Source organism: Massilia sp. TWR1-2-2, from assembly GCF_049897565.1.
GTDB lineage: Bacteria > Pseudomonadota > Gammaproteobacteria > Burkholderiales > Burkholderiaceae_D > JAFCUW01.
Map to the genome: position 1 here is coordinate 1 of NZ_JAFCWM010000049.1, position 19,052 is coordinate 19,052.

The 19,052-nt window shown below is 66.4% G+C and carries 15 protein-coding genes and 1 tRNA gene; 12 read left to right on the forward strand and 4 right to left on the reverse strand.

All coding sequences use genetic code 11. The annotated features are described in order from the left end of the window. Positions 1 to 150 precede the first annotated feature (150 nt). Genes ACP7DD_RS24865 through ACP7DD_RS24875 form a run of 3 tightly spaced genes read left to right on the forward strand, consistent with a single transcriptional unit; the run spans position 151 to position 7,013 of the window. The gene (locus ACP7DD_RS24865) at positions 151 to 1,320 is read left to right on the forward strand and encodes a patatin-like phospholipase family protein (protein WP_426177864.1); all 1,170 of its coding nucleotides are present in this window, start codon (positions 151 to 153) and stop codon (positions 1,318 to 1,320) included. A gap of 1 nt (position 1,321) precedes the next feature. Then, positions 1,322 to 6,232 (forward strand): two-component regulator propeller domain-containing protein, encoded by a 4,911-nt coding sequence (locus tag ACP7DD_RS24870; RefSeq protein ID WP_426177866.1) that lies wholly within the window; start codon positions 1,322 to 1,324, stop codon positions 6,230 to 6,232. Positions 6,233 to 6,290: 58 nt separating this feature from the next. After that, positions 6,291 to 7,013, forward strand: a complete 723-nt coding sequence (locus ACP7DD_RS24875; protein ID WP_426177868.1) for a response regulator — start codon at positions 6,291 to 6,293, stop codon at positions 7,011 to 7,013. 5 nt (positions 7,014 to 7,018) lie between these two features. Here ACP7DD_RS24875 and ACP7DD_RS24880 read toward each other — a convergent pair whose 3' ends face one another. After that, entirely contained in the window at positions 7,019 to 7,312 is a 294-nt protein-coding gene (locus ACP7DD_RS24880) for a hypothetical protein (protein ID WP_426177870.1), read from the reverse strand. Between the two features lie 220 nt (positions 7,313 to 7,532). On the opposite strand from ACP7DD_RS24880, the gene ACP7DD_RS24885 reads away from it, so the two are divergent. Next, complete coding sequence (locus ACP7DD_RS24885; protein WP_426177889.1) at positions 7,533 to 8,666, forward strand: mechanosensitive ion channel family protein; 1,134 nt, start codon at positions 7,533 to 7,535, stop codon at positions 8,664 to 8,666. Between the two features lie 16 nt (positions 8,667 to 8,682). Here the strand turns inward: ACP7DD_RS24885 and ACP7DD_RS24890 are convergent, their stop codons facing one another. Next, the gene (locus ACP7DD_RS24890; protein ID WP_426177872.1) at positions 8,683 to 9,303 is read right to left on the reverse strand and encodes a coiled-coil domain-containing protein; all 621 of its coding nucleotides are present in this window, start codon (positions 9,301 to 9,303) and stop codon (positions 8,683 to 8,685) included. Between the two features lie 176 nt (positions 9,304 to 9,479). Here ACP7DD_RS24890 and ACP7DD_RS24895 point away from each other — a divergent pair, with 176 nt between their 5' ends. The 3 genes from ACP7DD_RS24895 (at position 9,480) to ACP7DD_RS24905 (ending at position 11,293) form a co-directional block, all read left to right on the forward strand. Further along, positions 9,480 to 10,604 (forward strand): sterol desaturase family protein, encoded by a 1,125-nt coding sequence (locus ACP7DD_RS24895; protein WP_426177874.1) that lies wholly within the window; start codon positions 9,480 to 9,482, stop codon positions 10,602 to 10,604. A gap of 183 nt (positions 10,605 to 10,787) precedes the next feature. Next, positions 10,788 to 11,015: a DUF4258 domain-containing protein gene (locus tag ACP7DD_RS24900; RefSeq protein WP_426177876.1), complete on the forward strand. Its 228-nt coding sequence runs from the start codon at positions 10,788 to 10,790 to the stop codon at positions 11,013 to 11,015. A gap of 35 nt (positions 11,016 to 11,050) precedes the next feature. After that, on the forward strand, positions 11,051 to 11,293 hold the full coding sequence (locus ACP7DD_RS24905) for a DUF2283 domain-containing protein (RefSeq protein WP_426177877.1): 243 nt from the start codon (positions 11,051 to 11,053) through the stop codon (positions 11,291 to 11,293). 8 nt (positions 11,294 to 11,301) lie between these two features. Here the strand turns inward: ACP7DD_RS24905 and ACP7DD_RS24910 are convergent, their stop codons facing one another. After that, complete coding sequence (locus ACP7DD_RS24910) at positions 11,302 to 12,036, reverse strand: YoaK family protein (protein ID WP_426177879.1); 735 nt, start codon at positions 12,034 to 12,036, stop codon at positions 11,302 to 11,304. A 68-nt stretch (positions 12,037 to 12,104) separates the two neighbouring features. Continuing rightward, positions 12,105 to 12,179 (reverse strand) — tRNA-Arg (locus ACP7DD_RS24915). Positions 12,180 to 12,408: 229 nt separating this feature from the next. On the opposite strand from ACP7DD_RS24915, the gene ACP7DD_RS24920 reads away from it, so the two are divergent. The 5 genes from ACP7DD_RS24920 to ACP7DD_RS24940 are packed head-to-tail and all read left to right on the forward strand — an operon-like array spanning position 12,409 to position 18,948. Further along, on the forward strand, positions 12,409 to 14,310 hold the full coding sequence (locus ACP7DD_RS24920; protein ID WP_426177881.1) for an ATP-binding cassette domain-containing protein: 1,902 nt from the start codon (positions 12,409 to 12,411) through the stop codon (positions 14,308 to 14,310). A 39-nt stretch (positions 14,311 to 14,349) separates the two neighbouring features. Further along, positions 14,350 to 15,063 carry a CAAX prenyl protease-related protein gene (locus tag ACP7DD_RS24925; protein ID WP_426177882.1) on the forward strand — a complete coding sequence of 238 codons (714 nt, stop codon included), beginning with the start codon at positions 14,350 to 14,352 and terminating at the stop codon, positions 15,061 to 15,063. 44 nt (positions 15,064 to 15,107) lie between these two features. Beyond that, positions 15,108 to 16,058: a glycosyltransferase gene (locus ACP7DD_RS24930; protein ID WP_426177884.1), complete on the forward strand. Its 951-nt coding sequence runs from the start codon at positions 15,108 to 15,110 to the stop codon at positions 16,056 to 16,058. Further along, positions 16,055 to 17,125 carry a glycosyltransferase gene (locus ACP7DD_RS24935; protein ID WP_426177886.1) on the forward strand — a complete coding sequence of 357 codons (1,071 nt, stop codon included), beginning with the start codon at positions 16,055 to 16,057 and terminating at the stop codon, positions 17,123 to 17,125. The genes ACP7DD_RS24930 and ACP7DD_RS24935 overlap by 4 nt, the downstream gene beginning before the upstream one ends. Beyond that, positions 17,122 to 18,948: an alginate lyase family protein gene (locus ACP7DD_RS24940; RefSeq protein ID WP_426177888.1), complete on the forward strand. Its 1,827-nt coding sequence runs from the start codon at positions 17,122 to 17,124 to the stop codon at positions 18,946 to 18,948. The genes ACP7DD_RS24935 and ACP7DD_RS24940 overlap by 4 nt, the downstream gene beginning before the upstream one ends. Positions 18,949 to 19,052 lie beyond the last annotated feature (104 nt).

A 19,052-nucleotide genomic window follows, 5' to 3' on the forward strand; every position in this document is an offset into this window, starting at 1 on the left:
GAAATCGCCCTGAAAAGCGGCTAGAACTTGGTTCTCAGGAGGCATGCGGGTTTGGATCGATAAATTTCGACTGATCATCGATAAAACCCGAAGGTATTCATGCCTTTTTCAACGCCCTGGTAGCAGCCTGCTCCCTGCTAATCTTGGCCTATGGGAACAAAAGAGAAAACCGGGCTGATCCTGACCGGGGGTGGCGCGCGCGCCGCCTACCAGGTCGGCGTGCTGCAGGCGATTTCGCAAATTCTGTGGGAACAGGGCTGGCCGCCGGCGAGAAATCCGTTTGACATCATCTGCGGCACCTCCGCCGGCGCAATCAACGCCACCGCGCTGGCCTGCCGCGCCGACAATTTCGGCGAGGGCGTGCAAAAGCTGCTCGACGTCTGGGAGCACTTCTCGGCCGACCAGGTCTACCGCGCCGACTCGATCGGCGTGCTGCGTTCCGGCGCGCGCTGGCTGTCGCTGCTGTCGTTCGGCTGGCTGCTGCGCAAGTGGCGCGCCGCGCCGCCAAGTTCGCTGCTCGACAATACGCCGCTGGCCGGCCTGCTGCACCGCATGCTCGACCTGCCGCGCCTCGACGCCGCGCTCGCCGATGGCCTGCTGCACGCGCTGGCCGTCACCGCCTCGTCGTACACGGTCGGCCACCACATCACCTTCTACCAGAGCGCCGCCCACGTCGAGCCGTGGGTGCGCATGCACCGCATCGCGCTGCAGGACCAGATCGGCGTCGAGCACTTGCTGGCGTCGTCGGCGATCCCGTTCATCTTCCCGGCCGTGCCGCTGTACCTGTCCGGCCGCCTCGAATACTGCGGCGACGGCTCGATGCGCCAGCTCGCGCCCATTTCGCCGGCGATCCACCTGGGCGCCACCAAGGTGCTGGTGGTCGGCGCCGGCCGCATGAACGAGCCGCTGCGCCACGCGCCGCAGTCGGCCCGCTATCCGAGCCTGGCGCAGATTGGCGGCCACGCGCTGTCGTCGATCTTCCTCGACAGCCTGGCCGTCGACGTCGAGCGCCTGAACCGCATCAACGCCACCTTGTCGACGATGCCCGAAGAGCACCACGAAAAGACGCGCCTAAAACCGGTCGAGCTGCTGGTGATCGCGCCGTCTGAACGGATCGACGACATCGCCGCGCGCCACGTCGCCAGCTTGCCGCGGCCGGTGCGGGCGATGCTGTCGGGGATCGGCGCGACCGAGGCGCGCGGCTCGGCGCTGGCGTCCTACCTGCTGTTCGAATCGAGCTTTACGTGCGAGCTGATTCGCCTCGGTGCGCGCGACACCCATGCCCGCCAGGCCGACGTGCTGGCATTTTTCGGAGACTGATGTGAACCTGGCCGCCCTGCGACTATTTTGCCTGCTGCTGGGCTGCGTGCTGTGCTGCGTTTTCTGCGCCGCGGTCGCCGCGCCGGCGCGCAGCCTGCGCTTCGAGCAGCTCAACGTCGAGCATGGCCTGGCGCAGGAATCGATCCTGTCGATCGTGCAGGACGGCGACGGCTTCATGTGGCTCGGCAGCCAGGGCGGCCTGTCGCGCTTCGACGGCTACCGCGTCACCACCTACCGCAACGAAGTAGGCAATCCGCGCAGCCTGGCCAACAACTGGGTGCGCGTGCTGCACCTGGACCGCGCCGGCCGGCTGTGGATCGGCACCGACGGCGGCCTCGATCGCTTCGATCCGATCAGCCAGACGTTTATCCACTTCCGCGCCAACGACGCGGGCAAGCGTGGCAACGGCAACAGGCATATCCAGACGATGACCGACGACGGCAAGGACGGCTTGTGGATCGCCACCGGCGACGGCCTGCAGCACTTCGACATGAAGACCGGCGCCTTTAAGGTGTGGCACCACGATGCGGCGATCGGGTCCAGCCTGGCCGACGACCAGGTCACCGCGCTGGCGCTCGACGCGGCAGGGCGGCTGTGGGTCGGCACCGCCAAGGGCCTCGACAGCATGGCGCGCGGCGCCAGCACGTTCGAGCACCACGCGCTGCCCCGCGGCGACGCCAAGCTTAATAACGTGCGCTCCCTGATGGTCGACGTCAACCAGGTGCTGTGGATCGGCAGCCTGGCCGGACTCGAACACTGGAAGTTGTCGGCCGGTCCGGCCGGGCGTCGCATGATGGGCAAGGCCGACGGCGTCGGGCACGGCGAAATCACGGTGCTGTTCCAGGATCCCGATGCGACCATCTGGGCCGGCAGCCGCGACGACGGGCTGTATCGCTGGCTGCCGCAAACGCAGCGCTTTGCGAACTTCCGCCACCAGGCCGGCGACAGCCACAGCCTCGGCGACAACTACGTCTCGTCGCTGTACCGCGACCGCGTCGGCACTTTCTGGGTCGGCACCTGGTACGCCGGCGCCAGCCGGGTTGACCTGGGCAGCGGCGGCTTCGCCCGCATCGTCAAGCTGGCCGGCGGCGTGCCTACGCTGTCGGACAACAAGGTGCGCTCGATCGTCGACGACGGCGCCGGCAAGCTGTGGCTGGCCACCAACGACGGCCTCAATCATCTCGATCCGGCCACCGGCCACTCGGCGGTCTACCGCAACGTGCCGGGCAATCCTGGCAGCCTGGCCGATTCGGCCGTCACCGCGGTGGCGCGCGACCGCCGCGGCATGGTGTGGAGCGGCGGTCGCTCCGGCAGCCTGTCCGCCCTCGACCCGGCCAGCGGGCGCTTCACCCGCCTCTCGCTCGGCGATGTCAGCCCGGAAGGCGAGAACGTGCGCGGCATGCTGGCCGACAGCGCCGACATGCTGTGGATCGCCTCGCGCGGCGGCCTGCACCGGGTCGACCTGGTCAGCCGCGAGGTCAAGACGTTTCGCCATGTGCCGGGCGACAGCGGCAGCCTGGCCGACAACATCGTGCGCCCGATCCTGGAAGACCGCAGCGGCCAGCTTTGGGTCGGCACCTTCAATGGGCTCGACCTGCTCGACCGTGCCAGCGGCACGTTCCGCCATTTCCGCCACGACCCGGCCGACCCGGCCAGCCTCAGTCACGACGAAGTGCACTACCTGATGCAGGACCGCCGCGGCGACCTGTGGGTCGGCACCGCCGGAGGGCTCAACAAGATGGTCGTCGGTCCCGGCGGCAGCGTCAAGTTCAAGCGCTACACGTCGGCCGACGGCCTGGCCGACGACGCCTTGGCGGCGATGCTGGAAGACGACGACGGCAACATCTGGATCAGCTCGACCACCGGCCTGTCGCGCTTTACGCCGTCGACCGGCAAGTGGCGCACCTACAGCGCCGGCGACGGCACCATCGAAGGCGCCTACTTCGACGGCTCGGCGCTCAAAGGGCGCGACGGCACGCTCTACTTCGGCGGCTTCAACGGCATCACCGGCTTCAATCCGCGCGCCATCAGCGACAACCTGATCGCCCCGCGCGTGGTGATCACAGGCTTCCAGATATCTAACAAGCCGGTCGCCCAGATCCACCCCGGGCTGGTCAAGGGGCCGATCGAACACGCTGCCGGGATCACCCTCGGCGCCGACGACTCGGTCTTTTCGCTCGAGTTTTCGGCCTTGCATTATGCCGCGCCGCAGCGCAACCGCTTCTCTTACCAGCTGGTCGGCTTCGACGAGAACTGGGTCTTCACCGACGCCACCAAGCGCTTTGCGACGTACACCAATCTCGATCCCGGCGAGTACACCTTCCGCGTCAAGGCGGCCAACAAGGATGGCGTCTGGAGCGGCGCCGGCGCCACGCTGGCGATCACGATCTTGCCGCCGTTCTGGAAGACCTGGTGGTTCCGCACCCTGGTCGCGCTGATGGCGCTGGGCAGCGCGTACGGCGCCTTCCGCTTCCGCATGAGCGGACTGCGGCGCCAGAAAGAACTGCTCGAGCGCCAGGTGCGCGCGCGCACCGCCGAAATCGGCCAGCAGAATCACCTGCTCGAGCGCCAGAAGCTCGAGCTCGAACTGCGCCGCGGCGAGGCCGAATCGCAGCGCGCCGAGGCCGAGCAGCGCCGCTTCGACGCCGAGCGCCAGAAGGAGGAAGTCGAGCTGCAGAAGGAGAACGTCGAACTGGCGCACCGCAACATCTCGATCCTGTCGGAGATCGGCCGCGAGATGACCGCCACGCTCGACATGGAAACCATCATGGGGACGGTCTATCGCCACGTGCACCAGCTGATGGACGCGCGCAGTTTCGGCATCGGCATCTACCGCGAGGACCTTGACCTCATCGAGTTCCCGTTCGCCGTCGACCAGGGCGTGCGCACGATGTGCTACAGCCGCGCAGTGGACCAGCCGCACCAGCTGGCCGTATGGTGCCTGACGCACCGGCGCGAAGTGTTCATCAACGACTTCGAGGCCGAGTGCGACAACTACGTAGGCGCCGGCATGCCCGACCCGATGGGGTTGATGCGGCGCGTCGACGGCAGCGCCTTCTCGGTGACGGCGTCGGCGATGTACGTGCCGCTGATCGTCAAGGAGCGCGTGATGGGCGTGCTGTGCGTGCGAAGCGTCGAGAAGAACGCTTACCGCCGCGTGCACCTCGACATGCTGCAAACGCTCGCCGCCCACGCCGCGGTGGCGCTCGACAATGCGCGCGCCTACCGCCAGCTCGAAGAGATGGAAAAGCAGGTGCGCCTGAACACGGCCGAACTGGCGCTGGCCAACCGCGCCTTGCAGGACAACGACGAGCGCCTGCGCCTGGCCAAGCGGCGCGCCGAAGACGCCACGCGCCAGAAGTCCGAATTCCTCGCCAACATGAGCCACGAGATGCGCACCCCGCTGGCCGGCGTGATCGGCATGCTCGGCTTCGCGCTGCGCGACGGCCGCCTGCACGACGCCACCCGCGAACAGATCCTGCGCGGCCAGGCCAATGCGCAGTCGCTGCTGGGGATCATCAACGACCTGCTCGATTTTTCCAAGATCGAGGCCGGCAAGCTGACCATCGAGAACATCGACTTCGCGCTGGCCGGCGCGATCGAAAGCGTGGTCGGCCTGTTCGAAGAGCAGGCCGCCGCCCACAGCGTCGGCTTCGATCTCGACCTCGCCCAAGACCTGCCGCACTTCGTCGTGGGCGACCCGACCCGCGTGCGCCAGGTGCTGGTCAACCTGGTCGGCAACGCCTTCAAGTTCACCCAACGCGGCGCCGTGCGCCTGCAGGTCGAACGGATGGCAAAGGACCCCCGCCGCCCGCGCATCAACATGGTCCGCTTCTCGGTGCACGACACCGGCATCGGCATCGCCAGCGAAGCGCTCGGGCGACTTTTCCAGAAGTTCGAGCAGGCCGACAGCACCACCACGCGCCGCTACGGCGGCACCGGTCTCGGACTGGCGATCTGCCGCCAGCTCGTCGAGCTGATGGGCGGCACCATCAACGTCGTCAGCAAAGAGGGCGTCGGCAGCACCTTCTCGTTCGTCCTGCCGCTGGCCGACGGCGTGGCGCCGGTGGTGGTGACGCAGGCGCCGCTGGCGCCGCACAGCCACAGCCTGAAGGTGCTGTGCGCCGAGGACTTCCCGACCAACCAGATCATCATCCGCATGATGCTCGAGGAACTCGGCCACCAGGTCGACATCGCCGACAATGGCCGCCTGGCGGTCGCCGCCTGCGCGCGCACGCGCTATGACCTGATCCTGATGGACGGGCGCATGCCCGAACTCGACGGCGCCGGTGCCACCCGCATCATCCGCGCCGGCGGGCCGCCCGAGGCGCCGGTGCAGGACCGCGACATGATGATCATCGCTTTGACCGCCAACGCCAGCGAGGAAGACCGCGCGCGCTACCTGGCCTGCGGCATGGACGATTTCCTGACCAAGCCGATCGACGAGCCGACGCTGCACGCGCACCTTAGCCGCGCCATCGAACGCCAGCTGCGGCGCGGCATTGTGCTCGCACCGATGGCGCCGGTGGCGATGGTGCGCGCGCCAGGATCGGCCGAACTCGATGCGATGTTCGGCGTGCTGACCGGGCCGACGCCGCTGGCGGTAGCGGCGTCGCAGAACGCCGGGCGCCGCACCACCGACCTGAAAGCGAAGATGCGCGCGGCCTTCGCCGGCGACCTGCCGGGGCGGCGCGCCGACCTCGATGAGGCGATCGCGCAAGCGGACAACGACGCCGCGGCGCGCCTGCTGCACGGCATAAAAGGCAGCGCCGCCTACCTCGACGCCACCGAGCTGCACCTGTTGTGCGGCGAACTGGAAGTGGCGGCGGACCTGGGCGAATGGGACGTGGTCGGCGCCGGGCTGCCGCGCCTGCGCCGGCTGTTCGACGCGTTCGAAGGCGGCGCGACCTGAGGCGGGCAGTGGTTATAATGAATCGGCAGTGCCAGGCCGCATAAAAGGGAGAAGAGCGATGCAGGTTCTTGTGGTGGATGACGACGTCGTATCGCGCATGGTGATGATGCACCTGGTCGACAGCTGCGGCGCGTATGAGGTGGCCGAGGCGGAGGACGGCGAGGATGCCTGGAACCAGCTGCGCGCCGGACTGCGGCCGGGAATCTGCTTTTGCGACCTGCGCATGCCCAACCTGTCGGGCATGGAGCTGCTGGCGCGCGTCAAGGCCGATCCCGAACTCGAGGCGATGCGCTTCGTGCTGGCGTCGTCGGCCGGCGACCACGCAACGATGGCCGAGGCGAACGGCCTTGGCGCCGGCGGCTACATCATCAAGCCGTTCGAGCGCGACCAGGTACTGGCGCAGCTGGCCGGCCTGGCCCCGCATGCGGCCGGCCTGGTCGAGGAGGCCGAGGATCCGCGCGTCACGATGGAGCGGCTCGGCATCGACGGCGCGCGCCTGCTGGTGTACCTGGGCGGCTTCGACACCCAACTGGCCGAGGCCGGCCCAGCGCTGGCGGCGCTGCTGGCCGGCGATGGCCAGGGCGAGGCGCGCGCGCGCATCGAGCGGCTGCACGCCGGCTGCGTCACGCTCGGATTAGGCGGCGCCGCCGTGCGGCTCGACGCGCTGGGCTTGGGCTTGCTCGATGAGGCGCGGATCGACCGGGCGCTGACGGCGACGCGGGCAGCCGTGCGCAAGCAGGACGAACGTGTCCGCAAGATGGCGCCGCAGCGCGCTGACTGATCCGGCTAAAGCCAATGAAAGCCTTTTGAGATCAGTCCGGCCAGGCCGAGAGCGACCGCAATAATTGCGCCGAACAAGAGTCGAAAATCGGTCGTCCTGATGGCGGTGATGTCCGACTTGACGACGCGCAGATCATCCTTCAGCTCCTTGATGTCGCGCTGAATGAATTCGACTGCGGTTTCGAGTTTAGCCAAACGCGGTTCCATACCCCGATGGTCTACCGTTTCGACGACGCGGTCAATCGGCGCACGACGAGTGTCGCCCGGTTGGCGGTCGCGTTGTCTGTCAGCATTGCTCATCGTCACAATCGATCTCTTTGTTGAATCCATCTATTTTGCGGCAGCCGGCCTGACGCTGGTTTGACGTAACTGCGAGATTTGCGGCCGAAGTTGACGCCTTGTTCAGGTTGCAGCGCGGAACAGTTCTGCACATATATTGCTGAGCATGTAGGCTACGCCCAGAGCGTCAGCGGCCCCAGCGTGCGCTTCGCTCTGTTTGTAAAGGAGCCTCAATTTGAACATGCAAAAAATCATCGCCCCATTCACCGGCATCGATGCCGCCAACTGGCTGATGGCGTTGGCAGTTGCCACCGTCAGCTTCATCGCCATCCACGGCGCCGTGGCATTGTTCCGCCGCCACCTGAGCCAGCTCGGCGACGACACCAGGGCCGACCGTCCCGCCGCCGAACTGCTGAAGGCAACGCTCGCGCGCACCAGCAATATCGCCGTCCTGATCACTTCCTTGCTGATCGGCCTGACCGTGCTCGACCTCGCGCCGCCGTGGGACGAGCGGCTGCGCCACCTGTGGTTCATTGCGCTCGGCGCCCAGCTGGCGCTGTACCTCGACCGCGCCATCACCGTCGCCGCGCGCCGCTATTTCCGCCGTCATGCCGACGACCCCGAAGCGCCGGCGACGGTCGCCCACACGCTTGTCGTATGGGCGATCAAGACCGCGCTGTGGGTCATGTTCGGACTGGCGATGCTGTCCAATCTCGGCATCAACGTGTCGGCCTTCATGGCCAGCCTGGGGATCGGCGGCATTGCCGTGGCGCTGGCCGCGCAGAACATCCTCGGTGACTTGTTCGCTTCGCTGTCGATCGCGGTCGACAAGCCGTTCGAGGTGGGCGACTCGATCAGCGTGGCCGGCATGTCGGGCAAGGTCGAGCATGTCGGCTTGAAAACGACCCGCATCCGCGCCGACAGTGGCGAGCAGATCGTCATTGGCAATGCCGAGCTGCTGAAGAATACGGTGCGCAATTTCAAGCGTATGACGAACCGGCGCGTGCAGATTTCGCTGATGGCAAGTCCGGCCACACCCTCGGCGCTGGCGCGCCAGGTGCCGGACGTGCTGCGCGAGATTGTCGCCCGCCAGCCGGGCGTGCGCTGCGACCGCGTCCACCTGAAGAAAGTCACGCAGGATGCGCTCGAATTTGAACTGGTGTTCTTCGTGCTCGACGCGGCGTACGGCAAGTTCATGGATGCCCAGCAAGCGATTCTGCTTGAGGCGATGGCGGCGTTCGACGAGCTCGGCGTCTCTGGCGGCACGCCGGCGCAGCACCTGGTGCTGGCGCGGGAAGCAAGTAATGCCGGCGAGGCGCGCAAAGAGGCGACCGCCATGAGGCCGGCGTCGCTATCGCTGAGCAAGGCGCGCTGAACGGCCACCGATGACGCTATCTGGGGCTTGCCGGAACCACATTGGGCGCCGGTTGGGCGGCGGCAACCGGCGTGGTGATCCGATGGACCTGGCTAATCGCGACAACCGCTGCAAGCATGATGCCGGTCATGCTGATCACCGTCCCCAACATCCACGTTTTAATACTGGCATGCATCTCGTGCATGTCGGCGCGAAGTTCATGGAACTTCACTTCCAGCCGCAACGCGGTATTCTCGAGTTCGGCTCGGATAGCCGCGGAATCTGCGTTCATGGATACGCGCAATGCGTCGATATCGGCTTTGAGTTCGAACCGCAATGCAGCCATTTCTACGCGCAACAACTTGGCGTCGGCTTTGGCTTCATCCCGGAATCCGTCTATCTTGGCCCGCAATAACTCCACATCGCTTTTGCTTGCCAAGCGAACGCCTTCGATCTCGGCTCTGCTTTCCGCCCGAAAATCTGCCAGCTCGGCTCGCAATATTTCCACATCCGCTTTGGTTGCCAAAGTCGGCAGGATGGTATCGAAACGCGTCTCGAGGGCAGTCATGCGGTGCTCCATGCCTCCATCATAGGGCGGTTCGCCACCGCCAGCAATCGGCGTGCCGCTGGAATGTTTGAGGGGTCGCGCCGGTTCCATCTTGTTCTCCTTTCTCGCCACGGACGCTGCCCAAGCAACGCAGAGCACAGGTTAGCGACGAATTTCAAAAGCGGGATGCGCGTGCACAATGCTGGCGACCTTGCCACAGCGATCATTGATTGACTTTCCGCCAATTCAAGCTATCGTTGCATGAGTTCGCTTCCGGAAATGATTCCATGCTCGATAACAACGCGTTGGTGGCGGCCGCCACGCCGGTCTTTCTTGCCCTGATCGCCATCGAAGTGGGGGTGGCGAGGCGCCGCCGCGTGCGCGCCTATGCACTGGCCGACAGCCTGGCCAGCATCGGCTGCGGCGTGTGGACCGTCACAGTCGAGGTATTCACCAAAGCGGCGGCCGTGCTGCTGTTCGCCTTCATCGAACAACGCTACGCGCTGCTGCACTTCGACGCCGGCAACTGGCTGACGTGGGTGGTGTTTTTGGTGCTGCTCGACTTCTTGTATTACTGGGCGCACCGCTGGTCGCACGAGATCAATTTTTTATGGGGCGTGCACGCGCCGCACCACCAGAGCGAGGAATACAACCTCACCACGGCGCTGCGCCAGGGCGCCTTCCAGGACACCGTCCACATGCCGATTTTCCTGCCGCTGGCGCTGCTGGGCTGCCCGGTGGAAGTGTTCATCACCGTGCTTACGTTCAGCAAGTTCTACCAGTTCTGGATCCACACGCGCATGATCGACAAGGTGCCGCTGATCGAAGGCATCCTCAACACCCCCAGCGCGCATCGCGCCCATCATGCCGTCAACGATATTTATCTCGATCGCAACTATGGCGCGACCTTCATGGTCTGGGACCGGCTGTTCGGCACCTGGGTCGACGAAACCGAACCGTGCGTGTATGGCGTGCGCAAGCCGTTTCATAGCTGGAATCCCGTGTGGGCGCAATTTTCCTGGTTCGCCGATGTGTGGCGCGATGCGGGCCGCGCGCGCCGTCCGTTCGACCGGCTGGCGATCTGGTGGCGCCGCACCGGCTGGCGTCCCGCCGACGTCGCGCAGAGCGATCCGCAGGCGCCGTTCGTGCTTGCCGACGTCAAGCACTTTAGTGACACGCGCGGGGGTAACTGGGCCGCGGTGGCGGTCGCGCTGTTCGTGCTCGCCGCCATCCTCAACAACATCTTGCTGACGCAGGTGTCGACGCTGTCGCTGACGATGAAATTTTCCTTGGCCGCAGGGGTGACGCTGACCTTGGTCGCCATGGCCGTAGCGCTGCAGCCCCGCGTGAAGCAAGGCAAGCAGGCGCAACCCGTGCCGACCGCAATTACCACAAGCGGGCACGAAACGTAATGCTAAGCACGAATAGCTGGCGCACCGACTGCGCTTGGCGCACCCTTGACTGTGAACATGCGGGAAAATCGGAACGCGCATGGAAAAGCACAGCGTGGCCGCCAGGCGGATCTGCTTGTTTCGCCTTTACCGACCGCTCTCGTTGATCTATATTGATTCAGCTGCCAGCGGAAGGCGGGCATCATGCCATTCTTCATCACCAACCACGGGCGCCAGCGTCTGGAGCAGCGGGGCCTGACCGTCGCCAACGTCAACTGGTGCGTGGCGGGCGGAAATTACTTTGTCCAGGAAAATGGCACTCGACAATATTCGCGCACCTACGACAACGGCAACAGTTCGATGCATGTGATCGTTGACGGCAACCGGCTCGTTTCGGCCTGGATACGCGGCCGGCTCGATCCCGGCCACTAGCGGCGGCAAGCTCACTAAATTGAGAGGACAAGACGATGTCGATCGATTCATCCGAGAAAGAAAGCTATCGCGAGATCAGCCGGGCAAAGGTCGCCACGTCGAACCAGATCGACGACAACGTGATCGCCGACTATGACGCGATGGGAAATGTCGTGGGACTCGAATTTCTCGATCCTGCCGCCGCCATCGAGTGGGAGAAGTTCCTGGCCTTGGCAAACCTGAAGACTCCCGGCGCCTCGAAAGTGCCGAAGCCGCCGGCAACCGGCGTCGCCGCCTGATCGGCGCTTTACCGTCGGCGCAGCGCCGGTGCAATCGATATGGCCGCCAGCGCCAGCGCCAGCGGTACCGTCGAAATATAACCGGCGTAGTTAAAACCGAGCGCGCCGGCGATGCCGCCGACCAGGAATGACGCGATCAGCGTCAGATGGATCCGTAGCTTGTCCAGGTTCGCCTTGACCGCCACCCGTTTATCGCCAGGCCGAAAACGGTTCCAGTAAATCAGCTTGCCGATTTCGATACCCAGGTCCGTCGTCAATCCGGTCAGGTGCGTCGTGCGTATTTCCGCCCGCGATATTTTCGTAATCAAGGCGTTTTGCAGCCCCATCGTAAAGCACAGCGTAATTACCGCCAGCGAAACGTCGACCAATTCGTGCTTCTTGAGCGTGCCGCCGAATGCGCCGAACAGCAGAATCAGGCCGGCCTCGATCAATAGCGGTACGGCGTACAAATTGGGCATTCCAGCGCGGCGCAGATAATTCACCATCAAGGCCGTTGCAGCGGCGCCGCTGACAAACGCGATCCAGGAAGTGGCGGCGACGCCGGCCAGTGCGAAGTTGCGCAGCACGACCTGGTCGGCGAACGTCGACACCATGCCCGTCATGTGCGACGTGTATTGGCCGATGGCGAGAAAGCCGCCCGCATTGAGTGCGCCCGCCACCAGCGTCAAGATGACGCCGATGTGCAGATCGGCCTGGCCGGTGCGCGGCTTGGCGGTCAACGCTGACAAATACTGTATTGGCATGGCGCTGCCGCCTTTCGACCCGGGCCGATCGCATTGAACTATATCGTTGACCAGGCATGTGCGCCTGCTGGTCCCTCCGACTGGAATCGAACCAGTATCCCACGCTTAGGAGGCATGTGCACTATCCATTGTGCTACGGAGAGGACGCTCACCGCGCCGGTTGACCGGCGGGCATTCGCAGGACGAGCCTGCAATTCGGCGATCGCGACGGCGCGGGGCCGTCCGGTGTCGTGAATCGAGCGCAATTATAGCCGACCTTTCGGCATCATTTGCGACTTGGCGGCCAACAGTCGGTACAATGCACGCTTCTTTCATTTTTCCGGCCACGCTTTTCTCCCCGAAAAGCGCTCGTGCCGGGCACTCTGCACTCATATGGCTGTTATTTCTTTATCGTCGGCGCAACTTGCGTTCGGCCACGTCGCGTTGCTCGATCACGCGGAATTTTCCCTTGAACCCACTGAACGCGTCGGCCTGATCGGCCGCAACGGCACCGGCAAGTCGTCGCTGCTGAAGACCATTTCGGGCAAGTTCAAGCTCGACGATGGCCTGCTGGTCATGCAACAAGGCATCAAGATCGCCTATGTCGAGCAGGAGCCGACCTTCGATCCGTCGATGTCGGTGTTCGACGCGGTGGCCGCCGGCATGGGCGAGCAGGCGGCATTGCTGGCCGAGTACGAGGAACTGACCGGCCAGTTCGGCCAGGGCGACGACGACGCGCTGATGGACCGCATGCACGACCTGCAGGTCAAGCTCGACGCAACCGACGGCTGGAGCATGCAGAACAAGGTCGACACGACGCTCGACCGCCTGAACCTGGCCGGCGCGTCTTTGATGGGCACCTTGTCGGGCGGTATGCAAAAGCGCGTCGCGCTGGCCGTCGCGCTGGTGTCGGCGCCCGACGTGCTGCTGCTCGACGAGCCGACCAACCACCTCGACTTCAAGTCGATCATGTGGCTCGAAAGCCTGCTGCGCGACTTCAAGGGCTCGGTGCTGTTCATCACCCACGATCGCTCCTTTCTCGACAACGTCGCCACCCGCATCATCGAACTCGACCGGGGCAAGCTGCTGTCGTATCCGGGCAACTTCAGCGCCTACCAGACCCGCAAGGCCGAGCAGCTTGAAATCGAAGAGGTCGAAGCGGCCAAGTTCGACAAGTTCCTGGCGCAGGAAGAAGTGTGGATCCGCAAGGGCGTCAAGGCGCGCCGCGTGCGCGACGAAGGCCGCGTGCGCCGCCTCGAAGCGCTGCGCGTGCAGCGCGCCGCCCGCCGCGAGCAGCAGGGCCAGGTCAACCTGACCGTGACCTCGGGCGACCGATCCGGCAAGATCGTCGCCGACCTCGAGAACGTATCGAAGAGCTACGGCGACAAGGTGATCGTCAGCGATTTCACCGGCACCATCCTGCGCGGCGACAAGGTCGGCCTGATCGGCGCCAACGGCGCCGGCAAGACCACCTTGCTCAAGATGATCCTCGGCGAAGAGGCCGCCGACAGCGGCAAGATCAAGCTCGGCACCAAGCTGCAGGTGGCGTACTTCGACCAGATGCGCGCCCAGCTCAATGAAGAAGACAGCCTGATGGAAACCATCGCGCCAGGCAGCGACTGGGTCGAGATCAACGGCGCCAAGAAGCACGTGATGAGCTACCTGAACGACTTCCTGTTCGCGCCGGAACGGGCGCGCTCGCCCGTCAAGTCGCTGTCCGGCGGCGAACGCAACCGCCTGCTGCTGGCGCGCCTGTTCGCCAAGCCGGCCAACTGCCTGGTGCTCGACGAGCCGACCAACGACCTCGACATCGACACGCTCGAACTGCTCGAAGAATTGCTCGAAGACTATACCGGCACCGTGTTCCTGGTCAGCCACGACCGCACCTTCCTCGACAACGTCGTCACCCAGGTCATCGTCGCCGAAGGCGAGGGCATGTGGCGCGAATTCGTCGGCGGCTATACCGACTGGGAGCGCGTCAAGTCGCAGGCGCCTGCCACCCGGCCGGCTGTCGCCGCGGCCAAGGGCGCGGCGCCGGCCGCGCCGAAGGAAGCGGCCAAGAAGGTCAAGCTGAGCTACAAGGAGCAGCGCGAACTGGAAGAACTGCCGCTGCTCATTGCCAGCCTGGAAGACGAACAGTCGGCCATCACGCAGCAGCTCAACGCGCCCGACTTCTACAAGACCAATCCGGCCGACGCCAAGCGCATCAATGCGCGCTTTGCGGAAATCGATGACTTGCTGATGGTCGCTCTGGAAAAATGGGAATTGATCGAGGCCCGTTCGAAGGGCGAATAGAGTACTGAGTGCCGGGCGCATGCCTGGAAATGGAGAACCATGTCCGAGCATGACGCCCCTGGCCTTGCCGCATCGCGCGGCAGCGCCCCGATGTTAAGCCGCGCCGCCTGGGCGCGCATCCTGCCTTTTCTCACCTACATGCTGTTTATCGGTATCGCCGATGTGCTCGCCCGGCTCGGCTTCAGCGCGGCCGAGCTGCGCTGGCTGTACGCCGCCAAGGTCGGCGCCGTGGTGCTGGTGCTGGCCTATTTCTGGCGCGAATATTCCGAACTGGCCAGCTGGCGCTTGCCGGCGCGCGCCGCGCTGCTGGCCGTCGTCGTCGGCGTCATCGTCCTGGTGCTGTGGGTCAGCCTCGGCGCCGGCTGGATGACAATCGGCACGCCGGCCGGCTTCGACCCGACCACTGGCGGGCGCATCGATTGGCCGCTCGTTGCGGCGCGCATCGCCGGCGCCGCGCTGGTCGTTCCCGTCATGGAAGAATTGTTCTGGCGCTCCTTTCTGATGCGCTGGATCGACGCCTCCGACTTCCAATCTGTTGAGCCATCTCAAGTGAGCGCGAGAAGCGTCATTATCACGTCCGTGCTGTTCGGTTTCGAGCATAACCTGTGGCTGGCGGGGATCGTCGCCGGGCTTGCATATATTGCACTATTTATGCGGCATCGCACGATCTGCTCGCCCATCCTGGCCCATGCTGTGACCAACGGTTTGCTCGGGGTTTGGGTGGTGTACACGGGGAGCTGGTCCTATTGGTAGAGGTGCGGTGACCAGCAGTTTGTTCATGTTGACGATGACAGAAAATGCTGAGCCACCAACCAACCCAGACGAGTTTGCTCTCCCGGCGCCGCACCCGCGCCGGCCGCCTGTGCCTGATCGCTGCGCTCTACAGCGCCACCGCGGCCGGCGCGCCCGGTGACGCGCTGCACGTCTTCGGCGGCGTCGGCTACGGCCATGACGACAATCTGCTCCGCGTGCCCGACGGCGCGCCCGCGTTCGGCAACCAGCGCGGCGACTCGTGGTACCAGGCCGACGCCGGCTTGCTGTTCGATCACACCTACAGCCGCCAGCGCCTCAGCGCTCACGCCAAGCTGTCGAAGGTCAAGTTCCAGCATTTCGAACAGCTCGACTACGACGGCAAGGACCTGCAGGCGAAGTGGAACTGGCAGGTCGGCAACCACTGGGAAGGCACGCTGGGCACCTTCTGCCTCGGGCGCATCGGCCAGGCGCGCCAGTCCGATTTCCTGCTCGACGTCGTCGAGCTGCTGCGCGCCGGCCTGCCCGACCTGCTCCTGGTGATCGCCGGCGACGCCGCCTCGGCCGACGAAATGGCCTGGATGCGGCGCCAGGTCGCCGCGCGCGCGCTCGGCGAACACGTGCTGCTGACCGGCTGGCTGCCGCAACACGCCGCGCTCGGCTATGCGGTGCGCGCCGAAGTGGGCCTGTCGCCGATCCCGCGCGGCGCCCTGTTCGACGTCTCGTCGCCGACCAAGCTGGTCGAGTATCTGGCGCTCGGCATTGCGTGCGTCGCCAACGACATCCCCGACCAGCAGCTGGTGATCGAGCAGAGCGGGGCGGCACTGTCGGCGCCGATGCAGGCCGCGCCGTTCAGCGCGGCGGTGCGGGCGTTGCTCGACGACCCGGCGCTGCGCGCCCGCCTGGCTGCCCGCGGCCCGGCCTGGGTCGCCGCCAACCGCAGCTACGACATCCTCGGCCGCGCGGTGGCCGCCACCTACCGGCGCGTGCTGGCATGAAGCCGCGCGCGCCGCGTGTACTGATGATCGGCACCGCGCCGGACGGCCGCGGCGGCGTCGCCTCGGTCATCGAGGTGCTGCGCGCCGGCGGCCTGTTCGAACGCGAATCGGTGCGCTACCTGGCCTCGCACCGCGCCGGCTCGCGGCGCGCCAAGATGGCCGCCGCGCTGGCGGCGTTCTGGCATACCGCCCTGGCGTGCCTGCGCGCGCGGCCGGCGGTGGTGCACGCGCACTGCGCCTCGCGCGGCAGCTTTGCGCGCAAGTCGCTGCTGCTGCTGATTGCGCGCGCCGCCGGCTGCCGCACCATCTTCCATCTGCACGGCGCCGAGTTCGACCTGTTCGCCGGCGCCGAATCGGGCCCGGCGCTACGCTGGTGGATCCGCCGCACGCTCGAGCGCAGCTCGGTGGTCATCGCGCTGTCCGACAGCTGGGCCGCCTTGCTGCGCGGCTATGCGCCGGCCGCGCGCGTGGTGGTGGTGCCGAACTCGGTGCCGCTGCCGGCCACGTTTGGGCGCGCCGGCGAACAGGCCGGCGGCATCCTCTTCCTCGGGCGCGCCGATGCCGGCAAGGGCGTCTACGAATTGCTGGCGGCGGTGGCGGCGCTGGCGCCGGCTTTCCCGCAGCTGCACCTGGTGATCGGCGGCGTCGGCGAACTTGACGCGCTGCGCCGGCGCGCCATCGAACTTGGCATCGAAGCGCACGTGTCGCTGCCCGGCTGGCTCGACGCCGCCGCCAGGGCGCATGAACTGGCGTGCGCGCAGGTGTTCTGCCTGCCGTCGCACGCCGAAGGCCTGCCGATGGCGATGCTCGAAGCGATGGCGGCGGCCAAGGCGGTGGTGGCAACGACGGTCGGCGGCATTCCGGAGGCAATTACCGACCGCGCCAACGGCCTGCTGGTCGCGCCCGGCGATGTGCCGGCACTGACCGCGGCGCTGCAAGCGCTGCTGGCAGACGGCGCGCTGCGCCGGCAGTTGGGCGACAACGCGCGCGCCACCATCGCCCAGCGCTTCAGCACCGACGCGGCGATGGCGGCGTTGGCAGCGCTGTACCGCGAGCTGGATCGATGACGCCGGTCCGCGCGCTATGGATGGTCAACCGCCTGCGCTGCATGCAGCCGGCCGAATTAGGCTATCGCCTGCGCCAGGCCGGCGTCGCCATGCTGGAAAAACGCGGCCTGCTCGGCGCCGGGCGGGAAGACCTGGCGGCCTCGCCGGCCAGGCTGGCCGGGCGCGGCGCACCGCCGCTGGCGCCTGGCGAAGTGCAATCGATACTGCGCGCGGCCGACCGCGTCTGCGCCGGCGACGTCGTGCTGTTCGCCGGCCGTAGTTATAACGTCGGCGCCGCGCCCGAATGGAACCGCGACCCCGTCACCGGCGTGCTGGCGCCGGCCATCTTCAGCGGCGACATCGCCGTCGCCGACCGCGCGCTGGTGGGCGACATCAAGCACCTGTGGGAGCTGAACCGCCACCTGCACCTGGTGCGCCTGGCGCAGGCGGCGCTGCTGGCGGACGATCCGGTCTACCTGCGCACGCTGGCCGCGCAGCTGCGCGGCTGGCTCGACCAGTGTCCGCCGCTGGTCGGCCCCCACTGGACCAGTTCGCTCGAACTGGGCATCCGCCTGATCAACTGGAGCCTGGTGTGGCGCCTGGCGGGCGGCGACGCCAGCGCGCTGTTCGCCGGCGCCGAAGGCCAGCGCCTGCGCGCCGACTGGCTGCGCAGCATTCACGCCCATTGCGCCTGCATCGAGCGCCACCTGTCGCGCCATTCGTCGGCCAACAACCACCTGATCGGCGAACTGGCCGGCCTGCTGGTGGGCGCTGTCACCTGGCCATGCTGGCCGGCGGCGCAGCGCTGGCGCGAGGTGGCCATCGCCGAACTCGAAAGCGAGGCGCGGCGCCAGTTCTCACCCGACGGCGTCAACCGCGAGCAGGCGTTCGCCTACCACGTCTTCAGCGCCGAATTCCTGTTCGTCGCCGCGCTGTGCGGGCCGGCGTTCTCGGGCGCGTACTGGCAGGTGCTCGAACGCGCGCTGTGCTTTCTGCGCTCGGCGCGCGACGCCGGCGGCCACGTGCCGATGGTGGGCGACGCCGACGACGGCATTGTGTTTCGCCTCGGCGCCGACGGCGAGGACCGCGCCGCGCAGCTGCTGGCGCTGGGGGACCCGGCGTCCGACAGCGCCGGCGCCCGCTGGCTGCTGCACGCGTTCGGCGCCGCCAGGCCCGACTTCGGCGCGCGCAGGGCCTGGGCCTTCCCGGACGGCGGCTACCTGCTGTTCGGCAGCCGGTTCGGCCAGGCGCGCGAAATTCTCGGCATGCTCGATTGCGGCCCGCTCGGCTACCTCGGCATCGCCGCCCACGGCCACGCCGACGCGCTGGCGCTGACCTTGTCGGTCGGTGGCGAGCCGTGCCTGGTCGACCCCGGCACGTACTCGTACTGGCAGGAGCCGAAGTGGCGCGATTACTTCCGCGGCACCTCCGCCCACAACACGGTGCGCGTCGACGGCGTCGACCAGTCGGTCAGCGGCGGGCGCTTCATGTGGACGCGCAAGGCCGCCGCCCGCATCGACAAGATGCCGCAATCGCCCGGCCAGTTCGACTTTAGCGGCTCGCACGACGGCTACCGGCGCCTGCGCGACCCGGTGCGCCACGCCCGCCACGTGCAGTTCGACGCCGCCGGCGCGACCCTGCTGGTGCGCGACGAACTGGTGGCCAGGAAACCTCACCGCATCGAGCAATTCTGGCATTTCGCCCCCGGAATCGACGTCGCGCTGGTCGACGGCGGCGTGCGCGCGCGCGGCAAAACGTTCGAATTGCAGTTGCAAGCGAGCGGATCTGATCTGGTGCTGGAACTAGTCACGGGCTGCGACAATCCACCATTAGCAGGCTGTTGAAAAATCCCGCCGCCCTGTCAACGGGACGGCGGGGGTATACGTTGTGTAATGAGAACAACTTTCCCCTTCGAAACTATGCGCAAGACCGACGTCACCCAGCACGC